Origin of the sequence: Micromonospora sp. NPDC050795 (assembly GCF_044456785.1) — a bacterium.
In the GTDB taxonomy this organism is placed as follows: domain Bacteria; phylum Actinomycetota; class Actinomycetes; order Mycobacteriales; family Micromonosporaceae; genus Micromonospora.
The window spans coordinates 91,320-106,966 of the sequence record NZ_JBITGE010000026.1 but is presented as its reverse complement, the minus strand read 5'-3'; the positions used below and the strand labels follow the sequence as shown (position 1 = coordinate 106,966).

The window sequence follows — 15,647 nt, the reverse complement described above, 5'->3', positions numbered from 1 at the left end:
GTCAGAAGGGTGTTGAGGTCTGTCGTCACAAACAGATCTTCAACACCCTTCGTCTATGCCCACACCCCGGGGTCGTTAGGACTTACTCGTCTAGGATCTCGATCGTCGACTCGGCCGCCAGTAGGATCACTGGCACCTCGGCGACGACTGTCGCCTCGTGCACCCCGGAGTCCGTGTGGCCGCCCGTCCCTACCGGTTCCTGCGCCGAACCCTGGCCGTGGGCTGCATCCTCGCCGCCGCCGCACTGCCGGCCAACCGGCCGGCCGCACCGCCGGCCGTGCCCACCGGCGTCGCGCAGCCCACGGTCCTGCGGATGTTGCAGATGAACCTCTGCAACAGTGGCCTCGCCGGCTGCTACACCGGCCGTGCGATGACCAGGGCCACGGAGGTGATCACCGCCGAGGCGCCCGACCTGGTCACCCTCAACGAGATCTGCGCGGGCGACCTGCCGGCCCTGCGCCGGGTGTTCCAAACCGTCCACCCTGGCCAGAGGGTGGTGGCCGCGTTCCAGGCCGCCGGCGACCGCCCGAGCGGCGACGACACCCGCTGCCGCAACGGCCAACGGTTCGGCATCGGGTTACTGGCCCACCTGCGGACGGCGGGCACACCGAGCACCGTGTACGCCGGAACCCACCCGACGCAGGACCTAGCGGACCCGGAGGAACGCGCCTGGCTCTGCGTCGACGTCGACCGCGCCCTGCTCGCCTGTACCACGCACCTGTCGGCCAGCGGCGGCTACCGCGTCGCGCTCGCGCAGTGCGACCACCTGCTCGGCACCATCCTGCCGACGATCAGCCGCGACGCCGGGTACGAGCCGACCGTGCTCGGCGGCGACCTCAACCTACGCGCCGGCCCCGACCCCGACGTGCGGTCCTGCATCCCACCTGGCCATCAGCGGGTCGACGACGGCCGACTGCAACACGTCACGGCGACCGCCGACATCATCCTCTGCTGTCGCAGCCAGGTGCCCATGAACGGGACGACCGACCATCCCGGGCTGCTGGTCACCCTCACGATCGACAGCAGCCGTCCCGGCCGGCGGCCGGCCTGATCCGCCTCCGTACGGGCACCGAGACGGCCGGATCCACGAGGTCGCCGGCAACGCGGCGCGGGCCGGCCGCACGGCGTCAGCGCGGCGGCGTGTCCCGGCGGGACGGGAACGGGGTACCGGGCTGGCCGAGGGTGGAGCGGGCGCGCAACCCGACCGGGTCGGGAGCAGGGGTGGGCGCCGGGGCCGGCGGCTCCGAGAGCCGCAGCCCGTTCAGGTACGCGGTGGCGGCCCGGTCGTCGTCGGTCGGAGCGGCGAGCAGCGCGTAGAGCAGACCGACCACCCCGAAGATCACCGCCAGCACGATCGGCACCAGCAGGGTGCTCACCCCGGCGCCGGTCACCTCACCCGCCCGCTCGTGGCGGTGCACCGACAGGGCGCTCATACCGGTGAAGTGCATCCCGTTGACGGCGATCCCCATGACCAGCGCGGAGGCGAAGATCGCCAACCCCCGCCGGACGGTCATCGCGAGCCACAGCGCGACGGTGGACGCCACCACGGCGATGACCACCGAGAGCACGACCCGGACCGTGTCGTAGCCGAGGGTGCCGTTGAGGCGCATGGCGGCCATGCCGGTGTAGTGCATGGAGGCCACGCCGACGCCGGTGAAGACACCGCCGGCGATCAGTCGTACCGGATTGAGCCGACCGGTGCCCACGATGGCCAGGCCGATACCGACCGCCACCACGGCGATGACCGTGCTGGCCGCGGTCAGCGGCACGTCGTAACGGATCCGGGTGTTCTCGACGGCGAAGCCGAGCATGGCCATGAAGTGCATCGCCCAGATGGCGGTGCCGCCCAGCGCCCAGGCCGACAGCAGACCCCACCACGCCCGCTGGCCGTTCGTCCGGGCCGTACGGATGCGCCCGGCGCAGACCAGGCCGAGGATCGAGCCGAGCACGGACAGCGCGTAACTCAACGCGGGCGTGATCCACCCGTACTCAAAGTGATTGATTTCCGCCACGGCGGCTTTCTCCCCATTCGTTACCGACGCGTCAACAAGACGCCCCGGCAATGATCGGGGGCGGTGTGATCAGGCGCAATAGGCCCCCCGGGCTATTCGAGGGGTGCCGTTCAGGTAACCGTCCGCTGCGTCGATTTGCCCAACGAAAGTTACTGGGAGTAACCATCATGCTGACGTGTGGTACGCGAGAACGCCTCGATTGACGGCCGCTATAGCCTGTCGAGCTGTCGACCGCAGCTCCGTTGTGGCACCACCCGAGTCGGCAATCTGACCGAGCAGGTCGACGACCTGCCGGGCCCACCGGACGAAGTCCCCGGCGGGCATCTCACCATCGATCTCGTGACCGCTGCCGAGCACCTTCGCCAGCGCCTCCCCCCGGGCCCACCGGTAGACGGGCCAGGCGAAACCGAGATCCGGCTCCCGGGTCGCCGTCAGCCCCCGCGCCGCCTCGTCGGCCTCGATCTCCCCCCACAGCTTCAGCGTCTCGTCCACCGCGTCGGCCACCGGCCCCCGCGGCAGCGACGCCCGCTCGTCGACATCGCGGCGCGCCTCGAACACCACCACCGACACCGCGGCGGCCAGCTCGGCCGGGGACAACCCGTTCCACACCCCCCGGCGCAGGCACTCGGCGACCAGCAGGTCCGCCTCGGTCCAGATCCGGCCCAGCATCCGACCGGCGTCGGTGACCGCGCCGTCGCGGGCGAGGTAGCCACGCTCGGTCAGCAGCGCCACGATCCGGTCGAACGTTCGCGCGAGAGACCCGGTACGACCACTGACTCGCTCGCGCAGCTCCTCGGTGTCGCGCTCCAGCCGCCGACGCCGCTCCGCCCAGCGGGCGTGATCCTCGCGCTCCGGGCAGGCGTGGCAGGGGTGGTGACGCAGCTCGCTGCGGAGCTGGGTGATCTGGTGGTCCTCGCCGGTCGCCTGCCGGGAACGGCCCCCGCGTCGGCCAGCGTGCCGATCCAGGCCGGTGCCGCTGACCTCGGCGGCGAGATCCCGGCGGGCGCCCGGGGACCGGTGGTTGAAGTGTTTGGGCACCCGGATCCGGGCCAACACCTCGGCCGGAGTGGTGAAGTCGCCGGGGCTGACCCGCCCGGCCCAACGGTCCTGGGTGAGCACCAACGGGCGGGGCTCACCGAACCCACCGGTCGCCGGGTCCAACACCACGGCCAGCCCGGCCCGACGGCCCGACGGCACCCGGATCACGTCGCCGACCCGCAGCCGCTCTAGCGAGGCCACCGCGGCGGCCTTGCGCTGGGTCTGCCCCTGCCGGGCGATGGCCTTCTCCCGATCGGCGATCGCCACCCGCAGCGCGAAGTACTCGTCGAAGTCGCCGTGGTGGCAGGCGGCCTCCGCGCCGTACGCCTCGATGGTCTCGGTGTTGCGCTGCACCTGCCGGGCCAGGCCGACCACCGACCGGTCCGCCTGGAACTGGGCGAACGAGGACTCCAGCAGCGCCCGGGCCGGCTCCGCGCCGACCGTGCCGACCAGGTTCACCGCCATGTTGTACGACGGCCGGAAGCTGGAGCGCAGCGGATAGGTGCGGGTGGACGCGAGCCCGGCCACGTGCCGTGGGTCGGTCTCCGGGGACCACACCACGACGGCGTGCCCCTCCACATCGATGCCCCGGCGGCCGGCACGCCCAGTGAGCTGGGTGTACTCCCCCGGGGTCAGGTCGACGTGCGCCTCGCCGTTGTACTTGACCAGCCGTTCCAGCACCACGCAGCGGGCCGGCATGTTGATGCCCAACGCCAGCGTCTCGGTGGCGAAGACCGCCTTGACCAGGCCGCGGACGAACAGCTCCTCGACGACCTCCTTGAACACCGGCAGCATGCCGGCGTGGTGGGCGGCCAGGCCGCGTTCCAGGCCGTCGAGCCACTCCCAGTAGCCCAGCACCGACAGGTCCTCGCCGGGAATGGCGGTGACCCGCGACTCGACGACCCGGCGGATCTCGGCCCGTTCCTCCGCCGAGGTGAGCCGCAGCCCGGCGGCGAGGCACTGCTGCACCGCGGCGGCGCAACCGGCCCGGCTGAAGATGAACAGGATCGCCGGTAGCAGACCCTCCCGGTCCAGTCGGTCGACGATGTCCGGGCGCAACGGGCCACGCCAGCGTGGGCCGCGCCGGCCGGCGCCGGGCCCGGCGCTGCGCCCCTCACCCAGCTCCAGCCGCCGCGCGGTCTCCCGGGTGTAGCGCAGCAACTCCGGGTGCACGTCGTGCTTGCGGGCGGCGTCGGCGTCGTGGAACAGGTCGAACATCCGCTTGCCGACCAGCATGTGCTGCCACAACGGCACCGGCCGGTGCTCGCTGACCACCACGGCGGTCTCGCCGCGCACGGTCACCAGCCAGTCGGCGAACTCCTCGGCGTTGGAGACGGTCGCCGACAACGAGACCAGGGTGACGGAGGCGGGCAGGTGAATGATCACCTCTTCCCAGACCCCACCGCGGAACCGGTCAGCCAGGTAGTGCACCTCGTCCATCACCACGTACGCGAGGCCCTGCAGGGTGCTGGAGCCCGCGTAGAGCATGTTGCGCAGCACCTCGGTGGTCATCACCACCACCGGCGCGTCGCCGTTGATCGCGTTGTCGCCGGTCAGCAGGCCGACCTGCTCGGCGCCGTACCGGGCGACCAGGTCGTGGTACTTCTGGTTGGACAGCGCCTTGATCGGGGTGGTGTAGAAGCACTTGCGGCGCGCCGGCGGGGTCGTCGCGTCGACGTCGGGCGCCGGGTCGTCGGGCCGACCCCGCAACGCCAGGTGGACGGCGAACTCCCCGACCACCGTCTTACCGGCGCCGGTGGGAGCGCAGACCAGCACACCGCTGCCCCGCTCCAGCGACTGGCACGCCTCCCGCTGGAAGTCGTCGAGGTCGAACCCCAACTCGAGGGCGAACTCGTCCAGCGCCGGAAACTGTGCGGCTTGTGCGGCCTTGCGGCGCGCCGCTGCGTACCGCTCGGCGGGGCTCGACATGGCACCAAGATTAGTGCGTGCCGCGTCATGTCACCCCACAAGGCCGTCCGGAGGCGCGGTCGGGGGCGGTCGGTAGGGTGCACGGCGTGCCGGACCATGCCGAACCGCCCCAGACCAGTCCGCCGGGCACCGCCGAGCGCCGGGCGTCCCGACGCCCGGTCAAGGCGGTGCTCTTCGACTTCCACGGCACCCTGGCCCAGGTGGAGGACCCCCAGCGGTGGGTGTCGGAGGCCGCGGCGGCGTGCGGCGTCACCCTGGACCGCGTCCGCGCCACCTCGCTGGCCGACCGACTGCTCACCGCCGGCCGCGCCGGCGGGCCACTGCCGGCGCGGGTGCCGCCCCGACTCGCCGAACTGTGGGCCGACCGGGACCTCTACCAACACGCCCACCGGGGCGCGTACACCGGGCTGGCCGAGACCGTCGACGCCGGCATCGACGGCTTCGCCGACGCGCTCTACGAGCGGCTGCTGACCACCGAGGGCTGGCTGCCGTACGCCGACACCGCCCCCACGCTGACCGCGTTACGCGATGCCGGGGTGCCGGTGGCGGTGGTCAGCAACATCGGCTTCGACCTGCGGCCACACTTCGACGCCTGGGGGCTGACCGACCTGGTCGGCGCGTTCGTGCTCTCGTACGAGGTGGGGCGCTGCAAACCCGACCCGGCGATCTTCTGGCGTGCCTGCGGGATGCTGGGCGTCGACCCGGAGCAGACCCTGATGGTCGGTGACACCCCGGCGGACGCGGGCGCGGTGGCCGCCGGCTGCTCGGCGCTGGTGCTCCCGGCAGCCGAGCCGGGCCGGGAGAACGGGCTGGGCGCGGTGCTCGACCTCGCCCTGCCCGGCTGACCTGCGGTTGCCTCGGCCACGCCGGTGGATGCCGCCGCAGGTTGGCCAGGGCGGACGGCCTACCGTCGTGCCCGTGACCGAGATCCTGCTGCCCACGCCGGCACCGGCAGAAACGCCACCAGCCCGGGGCGGCGGCGTCGTCGCGGTGGGGCTGGTGCTCGGTGGGGCCCTGTCGGTGCAGTTCGGCGCCGCCGTGGCCGCGTTGCTCTTCCCGCGTACCGGGGTGGCCGGCGCGGTGACTCTGCGGCTGACCATCGCGGCGGTGCTGCTGCTCGTCGTGTGCCGGCCCCGACTACGCGGACACGACCGGTCGGCCTGGCTGGCGGCCGGCGCGTTCGGGCTGGCGCTGGCCGGCATGAACTCGCTGTTCTACCAGGCCATCGAACGCATCCCACTCGGCCCGGCGGTGACACTCGAGGTGCTCGGCCCCCTCGCGCTGTCGGTGTTCTCCGCCCGCCGACTGGCCAGCTGGGGCTGGGCGGGGCTCGCGCTGGCCGGGGTGGCGCTGCTCGGGCAGGGCGGCTTCGACCGGCTGAACCCGGTCGGGGTGGCCTTCGCATTCGGCGCGGGCGCCATGTGGGCCGCGTACATCGTGCTGAGCGCCCGGGTCGGCGGCCGCTTTCCCGGCGCGGACGGGCTGGCCCTGGCGCTGACCGTCGCCGCGCTGGTCACCCTGCCGCTGGGCATCGCCGACGGCGGCGCGGCGCTGCTCGACCCGCCGGTGCTGGCCCTCGGCGCCGCCCTCGCCGTGCTCGCCTCCGGGCTGCCCTACACCCTGGAGCTGATGGCGCTGCGGCGGATGCCCACCGCCACCTTCGCCGTGCTGATGAGCCTCGGCCCGGCCGTCGCCACCCTCGCCGGCTGGCTGGTGCTGCGGCAGGAGCTGACAGTGCTGGAGTGCACCGCCATCGTGCTGGTGATCGCCGCCAGCATCGGCGCGGTACGGGTCAACGCAGCAGCCGCACGGCGCCCGGAACCGCGCTGATCGTCACCGGCAGCTCCAGGGAGCGTTCCCCGTCGGCGTACGACGTGATGCCCTCGGCCGCCAACTCCACGGTGCGGGCCCGGAAGCTGCGCACCAGCGGATGACTGATGTGGGTGCCCTGGTAGATACGCGGCTTCACCCGGATCAGGGTGCGCCGGTTGACCCGACCGGCCACCACCACGTCGAGCAGCCCGTCGGTCGGGTCCGCGTCGGGGCAGATCCGCATCCCACCGCCGTACGTGGGGCAGTTGCCCACCGCCACGAGCACCGCGTCCAGGTCGTGCGGCACCCCGTCGAGGCGCAGCGTGTAGCGGCGTGGGCGCAGCCGGGCCAGCTCGACCAGGATCGCCAGGTCGTATCGGCGCGGGCCGCGGGGCCAGCGCATCCGGTTGGCCCGCTCGTTGACGATCGCGTCGAACCCGGCCGCGAGGACCGCCCCGTACCAGCGCTCGACGCCGTCGACTCCCACCATCCGGGCCAGGTCGACCGGTTGACTGCGGCCCTCGCGTACCGCCTCGGCGATCACCGCCGCCGCAGCGAGGGGGTCGGCCGGGAAGCCGGTGTCCAGGGCGAAGTCGTTGCCGGTGCCGGCCGGGATCGGGCCGAACGGCACGTCGGTCCCGGCGACCGCCTGCAACGCCCGGTGCACGGTGCCGTCGCCACCGACCGCCACCAGCGCACCCGCGCCGTCCGCGACCGCCTGACGGCATGCCGCCTCCGCCTCGCCGGGGCTGGACGCCGACAGCAACCGAAGCGGCCGACCCGCGTCGGCCAGCCCGTCCAACAACCGGGGCAGCAGCGCGCTGTACCGTCCCCGACCGGCGGACGGGTTCGTGAGCACGGCCACCGGCCCACCGGCGAGCGGGGCGCGGTCGACGGGTTCGCCGGCGACCGGGCCGGGCAGGTGGTCGTCTGCGGTCACGGGCAGCACCGTACCGGTCGGACACCCGCCGTTCACCAGGGGCAGGTGCCGTCACCAACAGTTCCGCCGCCGACGCGGGAGGTGACGCGACGACGCCGCCCCCGAATCACGGGGACGGCGTCGGTGGACCGGGCGGCGCGGAGCCGTCAGGTCATGTCGTCGTAGCGGCGTTCGATCGGCGCCGGTTTAGCGATCGGCTCGGGTTCGCCGATCGGCGCTGCCGAGTCGACCCGTTGCCCGGCCACGACCGGGTCCGCGTCGAACTCCAACGGCGACACCTCGTCGTCGTCGATGCCGGCGTAGATCTCCTTGCCGCGCCCACGCCGCTTGTCGTTGAGGAAGGCGACGCCCACCGCACCGAAGTAGAGAGCGGAGAGGCAGATCGCCAGGGCCGTCATCCCGAACGGGTCCGGCGTCGGGGTGACCACGGCGGAGAACGCGAAGAACACGAAGATCGCCACGCGCCACCAGCTGAGCAACCGCTTCGCGCTGGCGATGCCCACGAAGTTGAGCATCAGCACGACGAGCGGGAACTCGAAGGCCACGCCGAACAACAGGATCAGGTTGGTGATGAAGGAGATGTACTTGGTGATCTCCAAGGTCGTGCTGATCTCGCTGTCCGAGATGCTGAGCAGGAACTCCAGGCCCTTGGCCGTGACGAAGTACGCCAGCACCGCACCGGCCGCGAACAGCGGCGCGGCGAGGGCGGTGAAGAAGTACGCGTAGCGCCGCTCGTGCCGGTGCAGGCCGGGCGCGATGAACGCCCAGAGCTGGTACAGCCAGATCGGCGCGGCCACGATCAACCCGACCCAGAGCGCGACCTTCAGGTTGAGCAGGAACAGGTCGGCCGGGCCGAGCTGAACGAACTCGCACTTGCCGTCGACATATCGGGCCTGCGGCAGGTCACAGTAGGGCTGCTGGAGCAGGTGCAGCACCGGCTTGGCCAACCAGAAACCGAAGCCGAACCCGATGAGGATCGCCACGGACGCGCGGAACAGACGGTTGCGCAGCTCTCGAACGTGCTCGATGAGCGTCATCGAGCCGTCGGCGGCCCGTTCGAACGGGCTCGGGCCGCGTTTACGCAGTGCGAAGGCCACGGGAGTGGGGCCCTTCGGTCAGTTGTCGCGGACGCGGTGCACCGGGTCGACGACCGGCTGCTGCGGCGGGGCCTGCTGGTACGGGGCCTGCTGCCCGGCGTGCGGCGGCAGCGGCTGGTAGCCGGCCTGCGCGTCGGCCTTCTCGGCGAGGTCGCGGTCGTCGTCCTGCAGGCTCTTGGTCTCGGCCTTGATGATCCGCAGCGACCGACCCAGCGAACGGGCCGCGTCGGGGAGCCGCTTCGCACCGAAGAGCAGGATCAGCACAACCACGAGAACAGCGATGTGCCACGGCTTGAGGGCACCCATGAGAAGCTCCAGTCGCTCTGTGTCCGGGGGGTGGTACGCAGCCCATCGTACGTGCGGATCGGCTGCCCGCCACCCGCTGGGTGGTGGTGGTCTGGGCGGGAGGGTGAAGTCTTGACCAACCCGCGATGATCCGTCAACCACCGCCGGGCGCGTACCCGATCAGCCGCGCTTGGCCTTGATCACCGCGAGCCGCTGGGACGTGGTGTCGAGCCGACGTTGGACGTCCTCGGCACGCTGTTGCAGCGCCTCGGCGGTGTCCCGCAGCGCCTCGGCCTCGGCGGCACGCCGCTGCAACGCCACGGCGGCGCGGCGCAGTCGGGGCAGCCGGGACAGCACCGGGCGCACGGCCAACGCGAGCACCACGAGGGGTAACAGCACCACCGCGAGCACGATCCAGATCAGCACGGCGGTCAGCCTACTGGGTGCGGCCGGCCACCGCCGGGTCACCCGACGGCGCGCGCACCTGGTCGACCTCGGGCAGCCGGGGCACGGCCGCGGGCACGGCGTACGCGTCCAGCGCGGCGGCCGCCGTCGCCCGCACCTGCTCGGCCAGCTCCACCGGGGCGACCACTGTCACCTCCGGGCCGAGGCCCAGCACGAACCGGCGGGCCCACCCCAGGTCGGTGACCCGCAGGGACACGAGCCACTGGTCGCCGTCGCCGGCCTCCACCCGCTCGCACGGGTAGTACTCGGTGATCCACCGTTCGCCCCGACCGATGCGCAGGGTGATCAACGGTAGGTCGGCCGAGGGGCGGAAGACGCCCTCGGTGAGGTCGTGTGGGACGGCCTGCGGCGGCACCGTGGCCGGCTCGTCCAGCTCGGTGACCGCGTCGATCCGGTCCGCGCGGAACAGCCGGACGGCCTCCGCGCGCCGACACCACGCCTCCACGTACGCCCGCCCGCCGACCATCAGCATCCGCAGCGGGTCGATGACCCGCTCGGTGGTCTCGTCCCGGGCGGCCGTGTAGTAGGTGATCCGCAGGGCCCTGCCGCCCTCCACGGCGGCGCGCAGCGCCTCGACCCGCGGGGCGTCCCCGGGCAACCGGACCGCCACCGGCGCGCCCACCAGGTCACCCGCGGCCTCGATCTTGGCGAGGGCCCGTTCGACGGCCTCCCGGTTGGCCACCCCGGGCGTCTCGGCCAGCATCCGCAGCGCCACCACGAGGGCCAGGGCCTCGTCGGGGGTCAGTCGCAACGGCCGGTCGATGCCGGCGTCGTAGGTGATGGTCACCCGGTCACCGTCGAACGCCATGTCGATCAGGTCACCGGGGCCGTACCCGGGAAGCCCGCACACCCAGAGCAGCTCCAGATCCTCCCGGAGCTGGCGCTCGGTGATGCCCAGGTCACCGGCCGCCTCGGCGATCTCGATGCCGGGCCGGGCCAGCAGGTAGGGCACCAGGTTGAGCAGTCGGGCCAGCCGGTCGGCGGACGCGCGGGAGCCGTTGCGGGCGGCCGGGCGGGTCACCGGGCACCACCGCCGACGGCCAGCTCGTCGTGGCGCACGGCGATCTCCTTGAGTCGTTGGATGACCGCCTCGCGGACCTCCGGTGGGTCGATGACCCGCACGTCCGGGCCGTAGCCGACGAGATGACCGGCCAGCCCGTCCGGGTCGGCGTACGGCAGGACCAGCCAGTCGCCGTCCGGCCCGGCGGTCACCTCCACCGCCCAACGGCGCAGCCCGGCGGCCCGCCCGGGCGCGGCCAGCACGGTGGCCCGACCGGTGCGCTCCGTCGGACCCGACGAGCGGGCCACGTGGCTGATCAGGTCGACGTTGGCCGGCGGCTCGTACGCGCCGGGTGCGCCGGTCACCCGGACCGCGCCGACGACCCGGGACAGCCGGAAGCAGCGGGTCGCCTCCCGGTCCTGGTCGTGGCCGACCACATACCACCGGCCGCGCCAGCAGACCACGCCCCACGGTTGCAACCGTCGTCGGGTGGGCGCGTCGCGATCGGGCACCCGGTAGTCGAACCCCACCTCGCGGCGGTCCCGGGCGGCGGCGGTCAGCGGCGCGAACGCCGGGTCGACAGTGACCATCGGCTCCAGGCCGAGCGTCGCCTGCGGGTCCACGTCCACCCCGGCGGCGCGCAGCTTGGCCAGCCCCGACGACGCGGCGGCGGCCAACCCGGCGTGCTGCCACAGACGGGCGGCGATGCCGACCGCGGCGGCCTCGTCCGGTTCGAGGAGGATGTCGGGCAGCGCGTATTCGCGGTGGGCGATCCGGTAGCCGGGCTCGGCGTCGAAGGCGCTCGCCGTGCCGGTCTCCAGTGGCACACCCAGCTCGCGCAGCTCGGCCTTGTCCCGCTCGAACTTGCGTTGGAACGCCTCGTGGTCGCGCGCGTCGTCCGGATCGTGCTCGTAACCGGGCACGGTCGCGGCGATCTGCGCGGCGGTCAGGAACCGTCGCGTGGACAGCAGGCAGATCACCAGGTTGACCAGGCGTTCGGTGCGGGTCCGCGACACGCGGTAGACGCTAGCAGCCGACCCGCCCACACCGCGCACCCGCGCGGGCGTGCCGCACACTTGTTCGGATCGGGCCTCCCCCGGCGCGTCGCCGTCCGCGGTCATAGGGTGATCCTCATGTCGCAAGCGGAGGCCAGACCCGAGAGCGAGAGCGTCGGCACCGTGGTCGTCGCCGGTGCGGCCAACCTCGCCATCGCGGTCGCCAAGCTGATCGCCGGGCTGATCTCCGGATCAGCCGCGATGCTCTCCGAGGCGGCGCACTCGATCGCCGACACCACCACCGAGGTGCTGCTCTTCCAGGCGCTGCGCCGCGGCGCCCGCCCGGCCGACCAGCGACACCCCTTCGGGTACGGCAAGGAAAGCTACGTCTGGGCGTTCTTCGCCGCCATGTTCACGTTCGTCGCCGGCGCCGGTTTCGCCGTCACCCACGGCGTCACCACGATCCTGGTGCACGAGCACAGCGGCAACTACCTGATCTCGTACATCGTGCTCGGGGTGTCGTTCGTCATCGAGTCGATCTCGCTGGCCCGGGCCGTGCGGCAGGTCCGCCGCGAGTCGCGGCGCTGGAGGACCACGCCTCGGCGATTCCTGCGGTTGACCGCCGACACCACCGTCAAGGCGGTCTTCCTGGAGGACAGCGCGGCCCTGATCGGTCTGGTGCTGGCCGGGCTCGGCGTCGGTCTGTCGCACGCCACCGGCGACGAGGTGTGGGACGGCGTCGCGTCGATCCTGATCGGGCTCCTGCTGCTGACCGTCGCCGGGATCCTCGCCAGCAACAACCTGTCGTTGCTGGTCGGCCGGGCCGTTCCGGAGCGGCTGCGTCACGAGATCGAGCAGGATCTGGCCGGGCTGCCCGAGGTGGAACGCATCGACACCCTGTTGACCATGCAGCTCGGCCCGCAGGACATCCTGGTCGCCGCGAAGGTCGACTTCCGCGACGAGGCCACCGGCGCGCAGATCGAGGCCAGCGCCGACGAGGCCGAGCGGCGGCTCACCAACCGGTACCCGGAGATCCGCTTCGTCTTCCTCGACCCGACCCGTTCGATGCCGGGCGCCACCGGCACCGCCCGGCACACCCAGGCCGGGCCGAGCCCGGACGCCGACGGCCCCGAACCGACCTGACCCACACCCGGGCGCGGGCCGCCACGCCCGCGCGGCTAGCGTGCCCGTCATGGTGCGATGGCGTACGGGGACGGTGGCGACGCTGCGACGGCAGTGGACCGGGGCGGTGGAGCTGGACGTCGACCTGCCCGACGGCACGCGGATGCGCGCGCTGGCCTACCCGGAGCTGGTCGGCACGCCCCAGCCCGGCGACCGGGTGCTGCTCAACGCCGGCGCGCTGCTGATGGGGCTGGGCACCGGCGGGTACGCCCTGGTGGTCGCCCTGCCCGACCGACTGCCGCCGGACCCGCCGGAGGTCGCCGACACCCGCGACGCCGGGCATCTGGTCAAGGCCCGCTACACACCGTTGCAGCCGATCCTCCTGGGCGTCGACGAGGAAGCTTCCCCGCACCGCGACGTGCTGGCCGACGCGGACGACCTGGGCGGCCTGCCGGTGGTCACCGCCGACCTGCACTCCGCGCTCCCCGCGATCCTGGCCGGCATTCGGGCCGACGCCCCGCAGGCGCGGGTGGCGTACCTGCTGACCGACGGTGGGGCGCTGCCCGCGTGGTTCTCCCGTACCCTCGCCGGGCTGCGGGACGAGTTGGCCGGCACGATCACCGTCGGGCAGGCGTTCGGTGGCGACCTGGAGGCCACCACCCTGCACGGTGGTCTGCTCGCCGCCCGCCACGTGCTCGACGCGGACGTGGCGATCGTGGCCCAGGGGCCCGGCAACCTGGGCACCGGAACCCGGTGGGGCTTCTCCGGCGTCGCCGTCGGCGAGGCGGTCAACGCGATCGCCACGCTGGGCGGGAAGCCGGTCGGCTCGCTGCGCATCTCCGACGCCGACCCCCGCCCCCGGCACCGGGGCGTGTCACATCACAGCCTCACCGCGTACGGCCGGGTGGCGCTCGCCGCGGCGGAGCTGGTGGTGCCCGACGACCTGGACCCGGCCCTTGCCGCCGAGGTGGACGCGGCGCTGGCGCCCCTGGCGACCCGACACCGGATCGTCCGGGTGCTCACCGACGGTCTGGACGCCGCGCTGCGAGCCAGCGCGGTACCCCTGTCCACGATGGGTCGGGGCCTCGACGCCGACCACGCCTACTTCCTGGCGGCAGCCGCCGCCGGCCGCCACGCAGCAACCCTGCTCCCCTGACCCCAGCCCAGTCCGCGTCGATCATGAGGTTATTGCGCTCCGCCTCGGCGTGTCATGGCAATAACTTCATGATCATCGCGGGCTGAGGGTCGGGTGGGGGGTGGGTGCGGGGCGGGGGTGGGGTCAGGCCAGGAAGATCAGGGCTAGCCAGCCGCCCACGATGAGCGCCAGCGCCAGGGCCAGCACCCAGGTCGGCACTGTGTAGTCACCGCGCCGGTTACGGTCGACCTCGGCGCGGATCTTCTCCCGCCGGCGTTCGACCCAGTTCTGCCGCTCGGCGCCGCGCTCGGAGCGGTCGGAAGGTCCAGAAGTCGTCATGGCGCGCTCAGCTTAACCGCTCGGTGCGCCGGGCTGACCGGCCCCGTCGACGCAGCGCGTCGACGGGGCCGGCAACCGGTCACATGCTGGCGATCAGCCGCTCCACCCGTTCGTCGTACGCCCGGAACGGGTCCTTGCAGAGCACGGTGCGCTGCGCCTGGTCGTTGAGCTTCAGATGCACCCAGTCGACGGTGAAGTCCCGCCGCTTCTCCTGGGCGTGCCGGATGAACTCGCCCCGCAGCCGGGCCCTGGTGGTCTGCGGCGGGGTCTCCTTGGCCTCGAAGATCTCCGGGTCGGTGGCCACCCGGTCGACGTCGCCGCGGCGCTCCAGGAGCCCGTAGAGGCCCCGGCCGCGGCGCACGTCGTGGTAGGCCAGATCCATCTGCGCCACCCGGGGGTGCGACAGCGGCAGGTCGTGCTTGCGCTGGTAGCGCTCGATCAGCCGCAACTTGCTGACCCAGTCGATCTCCCGGGAGACGGGCTCCAGGTCGCCGGTCTCCACCGCGTTGAGCACCCGGCCCCACAGCTCGACGACCCGCTTGGCGGCCTGGTCGCCGCCGCGTCGCTCGACGAACTCGGTGGCCTTGGCAAGGTATTCCTGCTGGATGTCCAGGGCGCTGACCTCCTTGCCGTTGGCCAACCGCACCTTGCGCCGGCCGGTGATGTCGTGCGACACCTCCCGGATGGCCCGGATCGGGTTCTCCAGGGACAGGTCGCGCATCACCACCCCGGCCTCGATCATCCGCAGCACGATGTCGGCGGTGCCGACCTTGAGCAGCGTGGTGACCTCGTTCATGTTGGAGTCGCCGACGATCACGTGCAGCCGCCGGTAGCGCTCGGCGTCAGCGTGCGGCTCGTCGCGGGTGTTGATGATCGGGCGGCTGCGGGTGGTCGCCGAGGAGACGCCCTCCCAGATGTGCTCGGCCCGCTGCGAGAGGCAGTAGACCGCGCCGCGTGGGGTTTGCAGGACCTTGCCGGCCCCGCAGATCAACTGCCGGGTGACCAGGAACGGGATGAGCACGTCGGCGAGCCGGCCGAACTCGCCGTGTCGGGAGACCAGGTAGTTCTCGTGGCAGCCGTACGAGTTGCCGGCCGAATCGGTGTTGTTCTTGAACAGGTAGATCTCACCCGCGATGCCCTCGTCGTGCAGCCGCTTCTCCGCATCGACGAGCAGGCCCTCCAGGATCCGCTCGCCGGCCCGGTCGTGGGCGACGAGATCGGTCACCGAGTCGCACTCCGGTGTCGCGTACTCCGGATGCGACCCGACGTCCAGGTAGAGCCGGGCCCCATTGCGTAGGAAGACATTGCTCGACCGGCCCCAGGACACCACGCGACGGAACAGATACCGCGCGACCTCGTCCGGGGACAGCCGCCGCTGCCCGCGATAGGTACAGGTGACGCCGTACTCGGTCTCGAGGCCGAAGATTCGCCGCTCCATGGTGTGACATTAGCCGCCCGGAGGCCCGGTTCGTCACTGT

The 15,647-nt window shown here is 72.5% G+C and carries 15 protein-coding genes; 5 read left to right on the top strand and 10 right to left on the bottom strand.

Annotated features, from left to right (window positions below; translation table 11 throughout):
- Positions 1 to 175 precede the first annotated feature (175 nt).
- Positions 176 to 1,051 carry an endonuclease/exonuclease/phosphatase family protein gene (locus ACIBEF_RS22615; RefSeq protein ID WP_396795144.1) on the top strand — a complete coding sequence of 292 codons (876 nt, stop codon included), beginning with the start codon at positions 176 to 178 and terminating at the stop codon, positions 1,049 to 1,051.
- A 76-nt stretch (positions 1,052 to 1,127) separates the two neighbouring features.
- Here ACIBEF_RS22615 and ACIBEF_RS22610 read toward each other — a convergent pair whose 3' ends face one another.
- Complete coding sequence (locus ACIBEF_RS22610) at positions 1,128 to 2,012, bottom strand: MHYT domain-containing protein (protein ID WP_355007968.1); 885 nt, start codon at positions 2,010 to 2,012, stop codon at positions 1,128 to 1,130.
- 165 nt (positions 2,013 to 2,177) lie between these two features.
- Entirely contained in the window at positions 2,178 to 4,979 is a 2,802-nt protein-coding gene (locus ACIBEF_RS22605; protein ID WP_396795143.1) for a DEAD/DEAH box helicase, read from the bottom strand.
- A gap of 86 nt (positions 4,980 to 5,065) precedes the next feature.
- On the opposite strand from ACIBEF_RS22605, the gene ACIBEF_RS22600 reads away from it, so the two are divergent.
- Both ACIBEF_RS22600 and ACIBEF_RS22595 read left to right on the top strand, forming a co-directional pair.
- Complete coding sequence (locus tag ACIBEF_RS22600; protein WP_396795142.1) at positions 5,066 to 5,824, top strand: HAD family hydrolase; 759 nt, start codon at positions 5,066 to 5,068, stop codon at positions 5,822 to 5,824.
- A gap of 67 nt (positions 5,825 to 5,891) precedes the next feature.
- Positions 5,892 to 6,809 (top strand): EamA family transporter, encoded by a 918-nt coding sequence (locus tag ACIBEF_RS22595; protein WP_396795140.1) that lies wholly within the window; start codon positions 5,892 to 5,894, stop codon positions 6,807 to 6,809.
- On the opposite strand, the gene ACIBEF_RS22590 is transcribed toward ACIBEF_RS22595, so the two are convergent.
- The 6 genes from ACIBEF_RS22590 to ACIBEF_RS22565 form a co-directional block, all read right to left on the bottom strand.
- Positions 6,772 to 7,713, bottom strand: coding sequence for a diacylglycerol kinase (locus ACIBEF_RS22590; RefSeq protein WP_396795151.1), 942 nt, complete (start codon positions 7,711 to 7,713; stop codon positions 6,772 to 6,774). The two genes, ACIBEF_RS22595 and ACIBEF_RS22590, sit on opposite strands and share 38 nt — an antisense overlap.
- Positions 7,714 to 7,877: 164 nt before the next feature.
- Positions 7,878 to 8,828 carry a twin-arginine translocase subunit TatC gene (gene tatC, locus ACIBEF_RS22585; protein ID WP_396795139.1) on the bottom strand — a complete coding sequence of 317 codons (951 nt, stop codon included), beginning with the start codon at positions 8,826 to 8,828 and terminating at the stop codon, positions 7,878 to 7,880.
- 18 nt (positions 8,829 to 8,846) lie between these two features.
- Positions 8,847 to 9,134 carry a Sec-independent protein translocase subunit TatA gene (tatA, locus tag ACIBEF_RS22580; RefSeq protein WP_030491058.1) on the bottom strand — a complete coding sequence of 96 codons (288 nt, stop codon included), beginning with the start codon at positions 9,132 to 9,134 and terminating at the stop codon, positions 8,847 to 8,849.
- A 159-nt stretch (positions 9,135 to 9,293) separates the two neighbouring features.
- Positions 9,294 to 9,539 carry a hypothetical protein gene (locus tag ACIBEF_RS22575; protein WP_396795138.1) on the bottom strand — a complete coding sequence of 82 codons (246 nt, stop codon included), beginning with the start codon at positions 9,537 to 9,539 and terminating at the stop codon, positions 9,294 to 9,296.
- 10 nt (positions 9,540 to 9,549) lie between these two features.
- Positions 9,550 to 10,599 carry a helix-turn-helix transcriptional regulator gene (locus ACIBEF_RS22570; RefSeq protein ID WP_396795137.1) on the bottom strand — a complete coding sequence of 350 codons (1,050 nt, stop codon included), beginning with the start codon at positions 10,597 to 10,599 and terminating at the stop codon, positions 9,550 to 9,552.
- On the bottom strand, positions 10,596 to 11,594 hold the full coding sequence (locus ACIBEF_RS22565; protein ID WP_396795136.1) for a helix-turn-helix transcriptional regulator: 999 nt from the start codon (positions 11,592 to 11,594) through the stop codon (positions 10,596 to 10,598). Before ACIBEF_RS22565 ends, ACIBEF_RS22570 begins: the two co-directional genes overlap by 4 nt.
- A 117-nt stretch (positions 11,595 to 11,711) precedes the next feature.
- On the opposite strand from ACIBEF_RS22565, the gene ACIBEF_RS22560 reads away from it, so the two are divergent.
- The gene (locus tag ACIBEF_RS22560) at positions 11,712 to 12,716 is read left to right on the top strand and encodes a cation diffusion facilitator family transporter (RefSeq protein WP_396795135.1); all 1,005 of its coding nucleotides are present in this window, start codon (positions 11,712 to 11,714) and stop codon (positions 12,714 to 12,716) included.
- Positions 12,717 to 12,765: 49 nt separating this feature from the next.
- Positions 12,766 to 13,851 carry a DUF3866 family protein gene (locus tag ACIBEF_RS22555; protein ID WP_396795134.1) on the top strand — a complete coding sequence of 362 codons (1,086 nt, stop codon included), beginning with the start codon at positions 12,766 to 12,768 and terminating at the stop codon, positions 13,849 to 13,851.
- Between the two features lie 123 nt (positions 13,852 to 13,974).
- On the opposite strand, the gene ACIBEF_RS22550 is transcribed toward ACIBEF_RS22555, so the two are convergent.
- Both ACIBEF_RS22550 and pafA read right to left on the bottom strand, forming a co-directional pair.
- Entirely contained in the window at positions 13,975 to 14,169 is a 195-nt protein-coding gene (locus ACIBEF_RS22550; protein ID WP_396795133.1) for a hypothetical protein, read from the bottom strand.
- A gap of 79 nt (positions 14,170 to 14,248) precedes the next feature.
- Complete coding sequence (pafA, locus tag ACIBEF_RS22545) at positions 14,249 to 15,607, bottom strand: Pup--protein ligase (RefSeq protein ID WP_030332925.1); 1,359 nt, start codon at positions 15,605 to 15,607, stop codon at positions 14,249 to 14,251.
- Positions 15,608 to 15,647 lie beyond the last annotated feature (40 nt).

Excerpts from the sequence above, each read along its gene's own strand:
- ACIBEF_RS22550 (WP_396795133.1), bottom strand. The coding sequence starts at position 14,169 with ATGACGACTTCTGGACCTTCCGACCGCTCCGAGCGCGGCGCCGAGCGG.
- ACIBEF_RS22605 (WP_396795143.1), bottom strand. The coding sequence starts at position 4,979 with ATGTCGAGCCCCGCCGAGCGGTACGCAGCGGCGCGCCGCAAGGCCGCA.
- ACIBEF_RS22560 (WP_396795135.1), top strand. The coding sequence starts at position 11,712 with ATGTCGCAAGCGGAGGCCAGACCCGAGAGCGAGAGCGTCGGCACCGTG.
- tatA (WP_030491058.1), bottom strand. The coding sequence starts at position 9,134 with ATGGGTGCCCTCAAGCCGTGGCACATCGCTGTTCTCGTGGTTGTGCTG.
- ACIBEF_RS22555 (WP_396795134.1), top strand. The coding sequence starts at position 12,766 with ATGGTGCGATGGCGTACGGGGACGGTGGCGACGCTGCGACGGCAGTGG.
- pafA (WP_030332925.1), bottom strand. The coding sequence starts at position 15,607 with ATGGAGCGGCGAATCTTCGGCCTCGAGACCGAGTACGGCGTCACCTGT.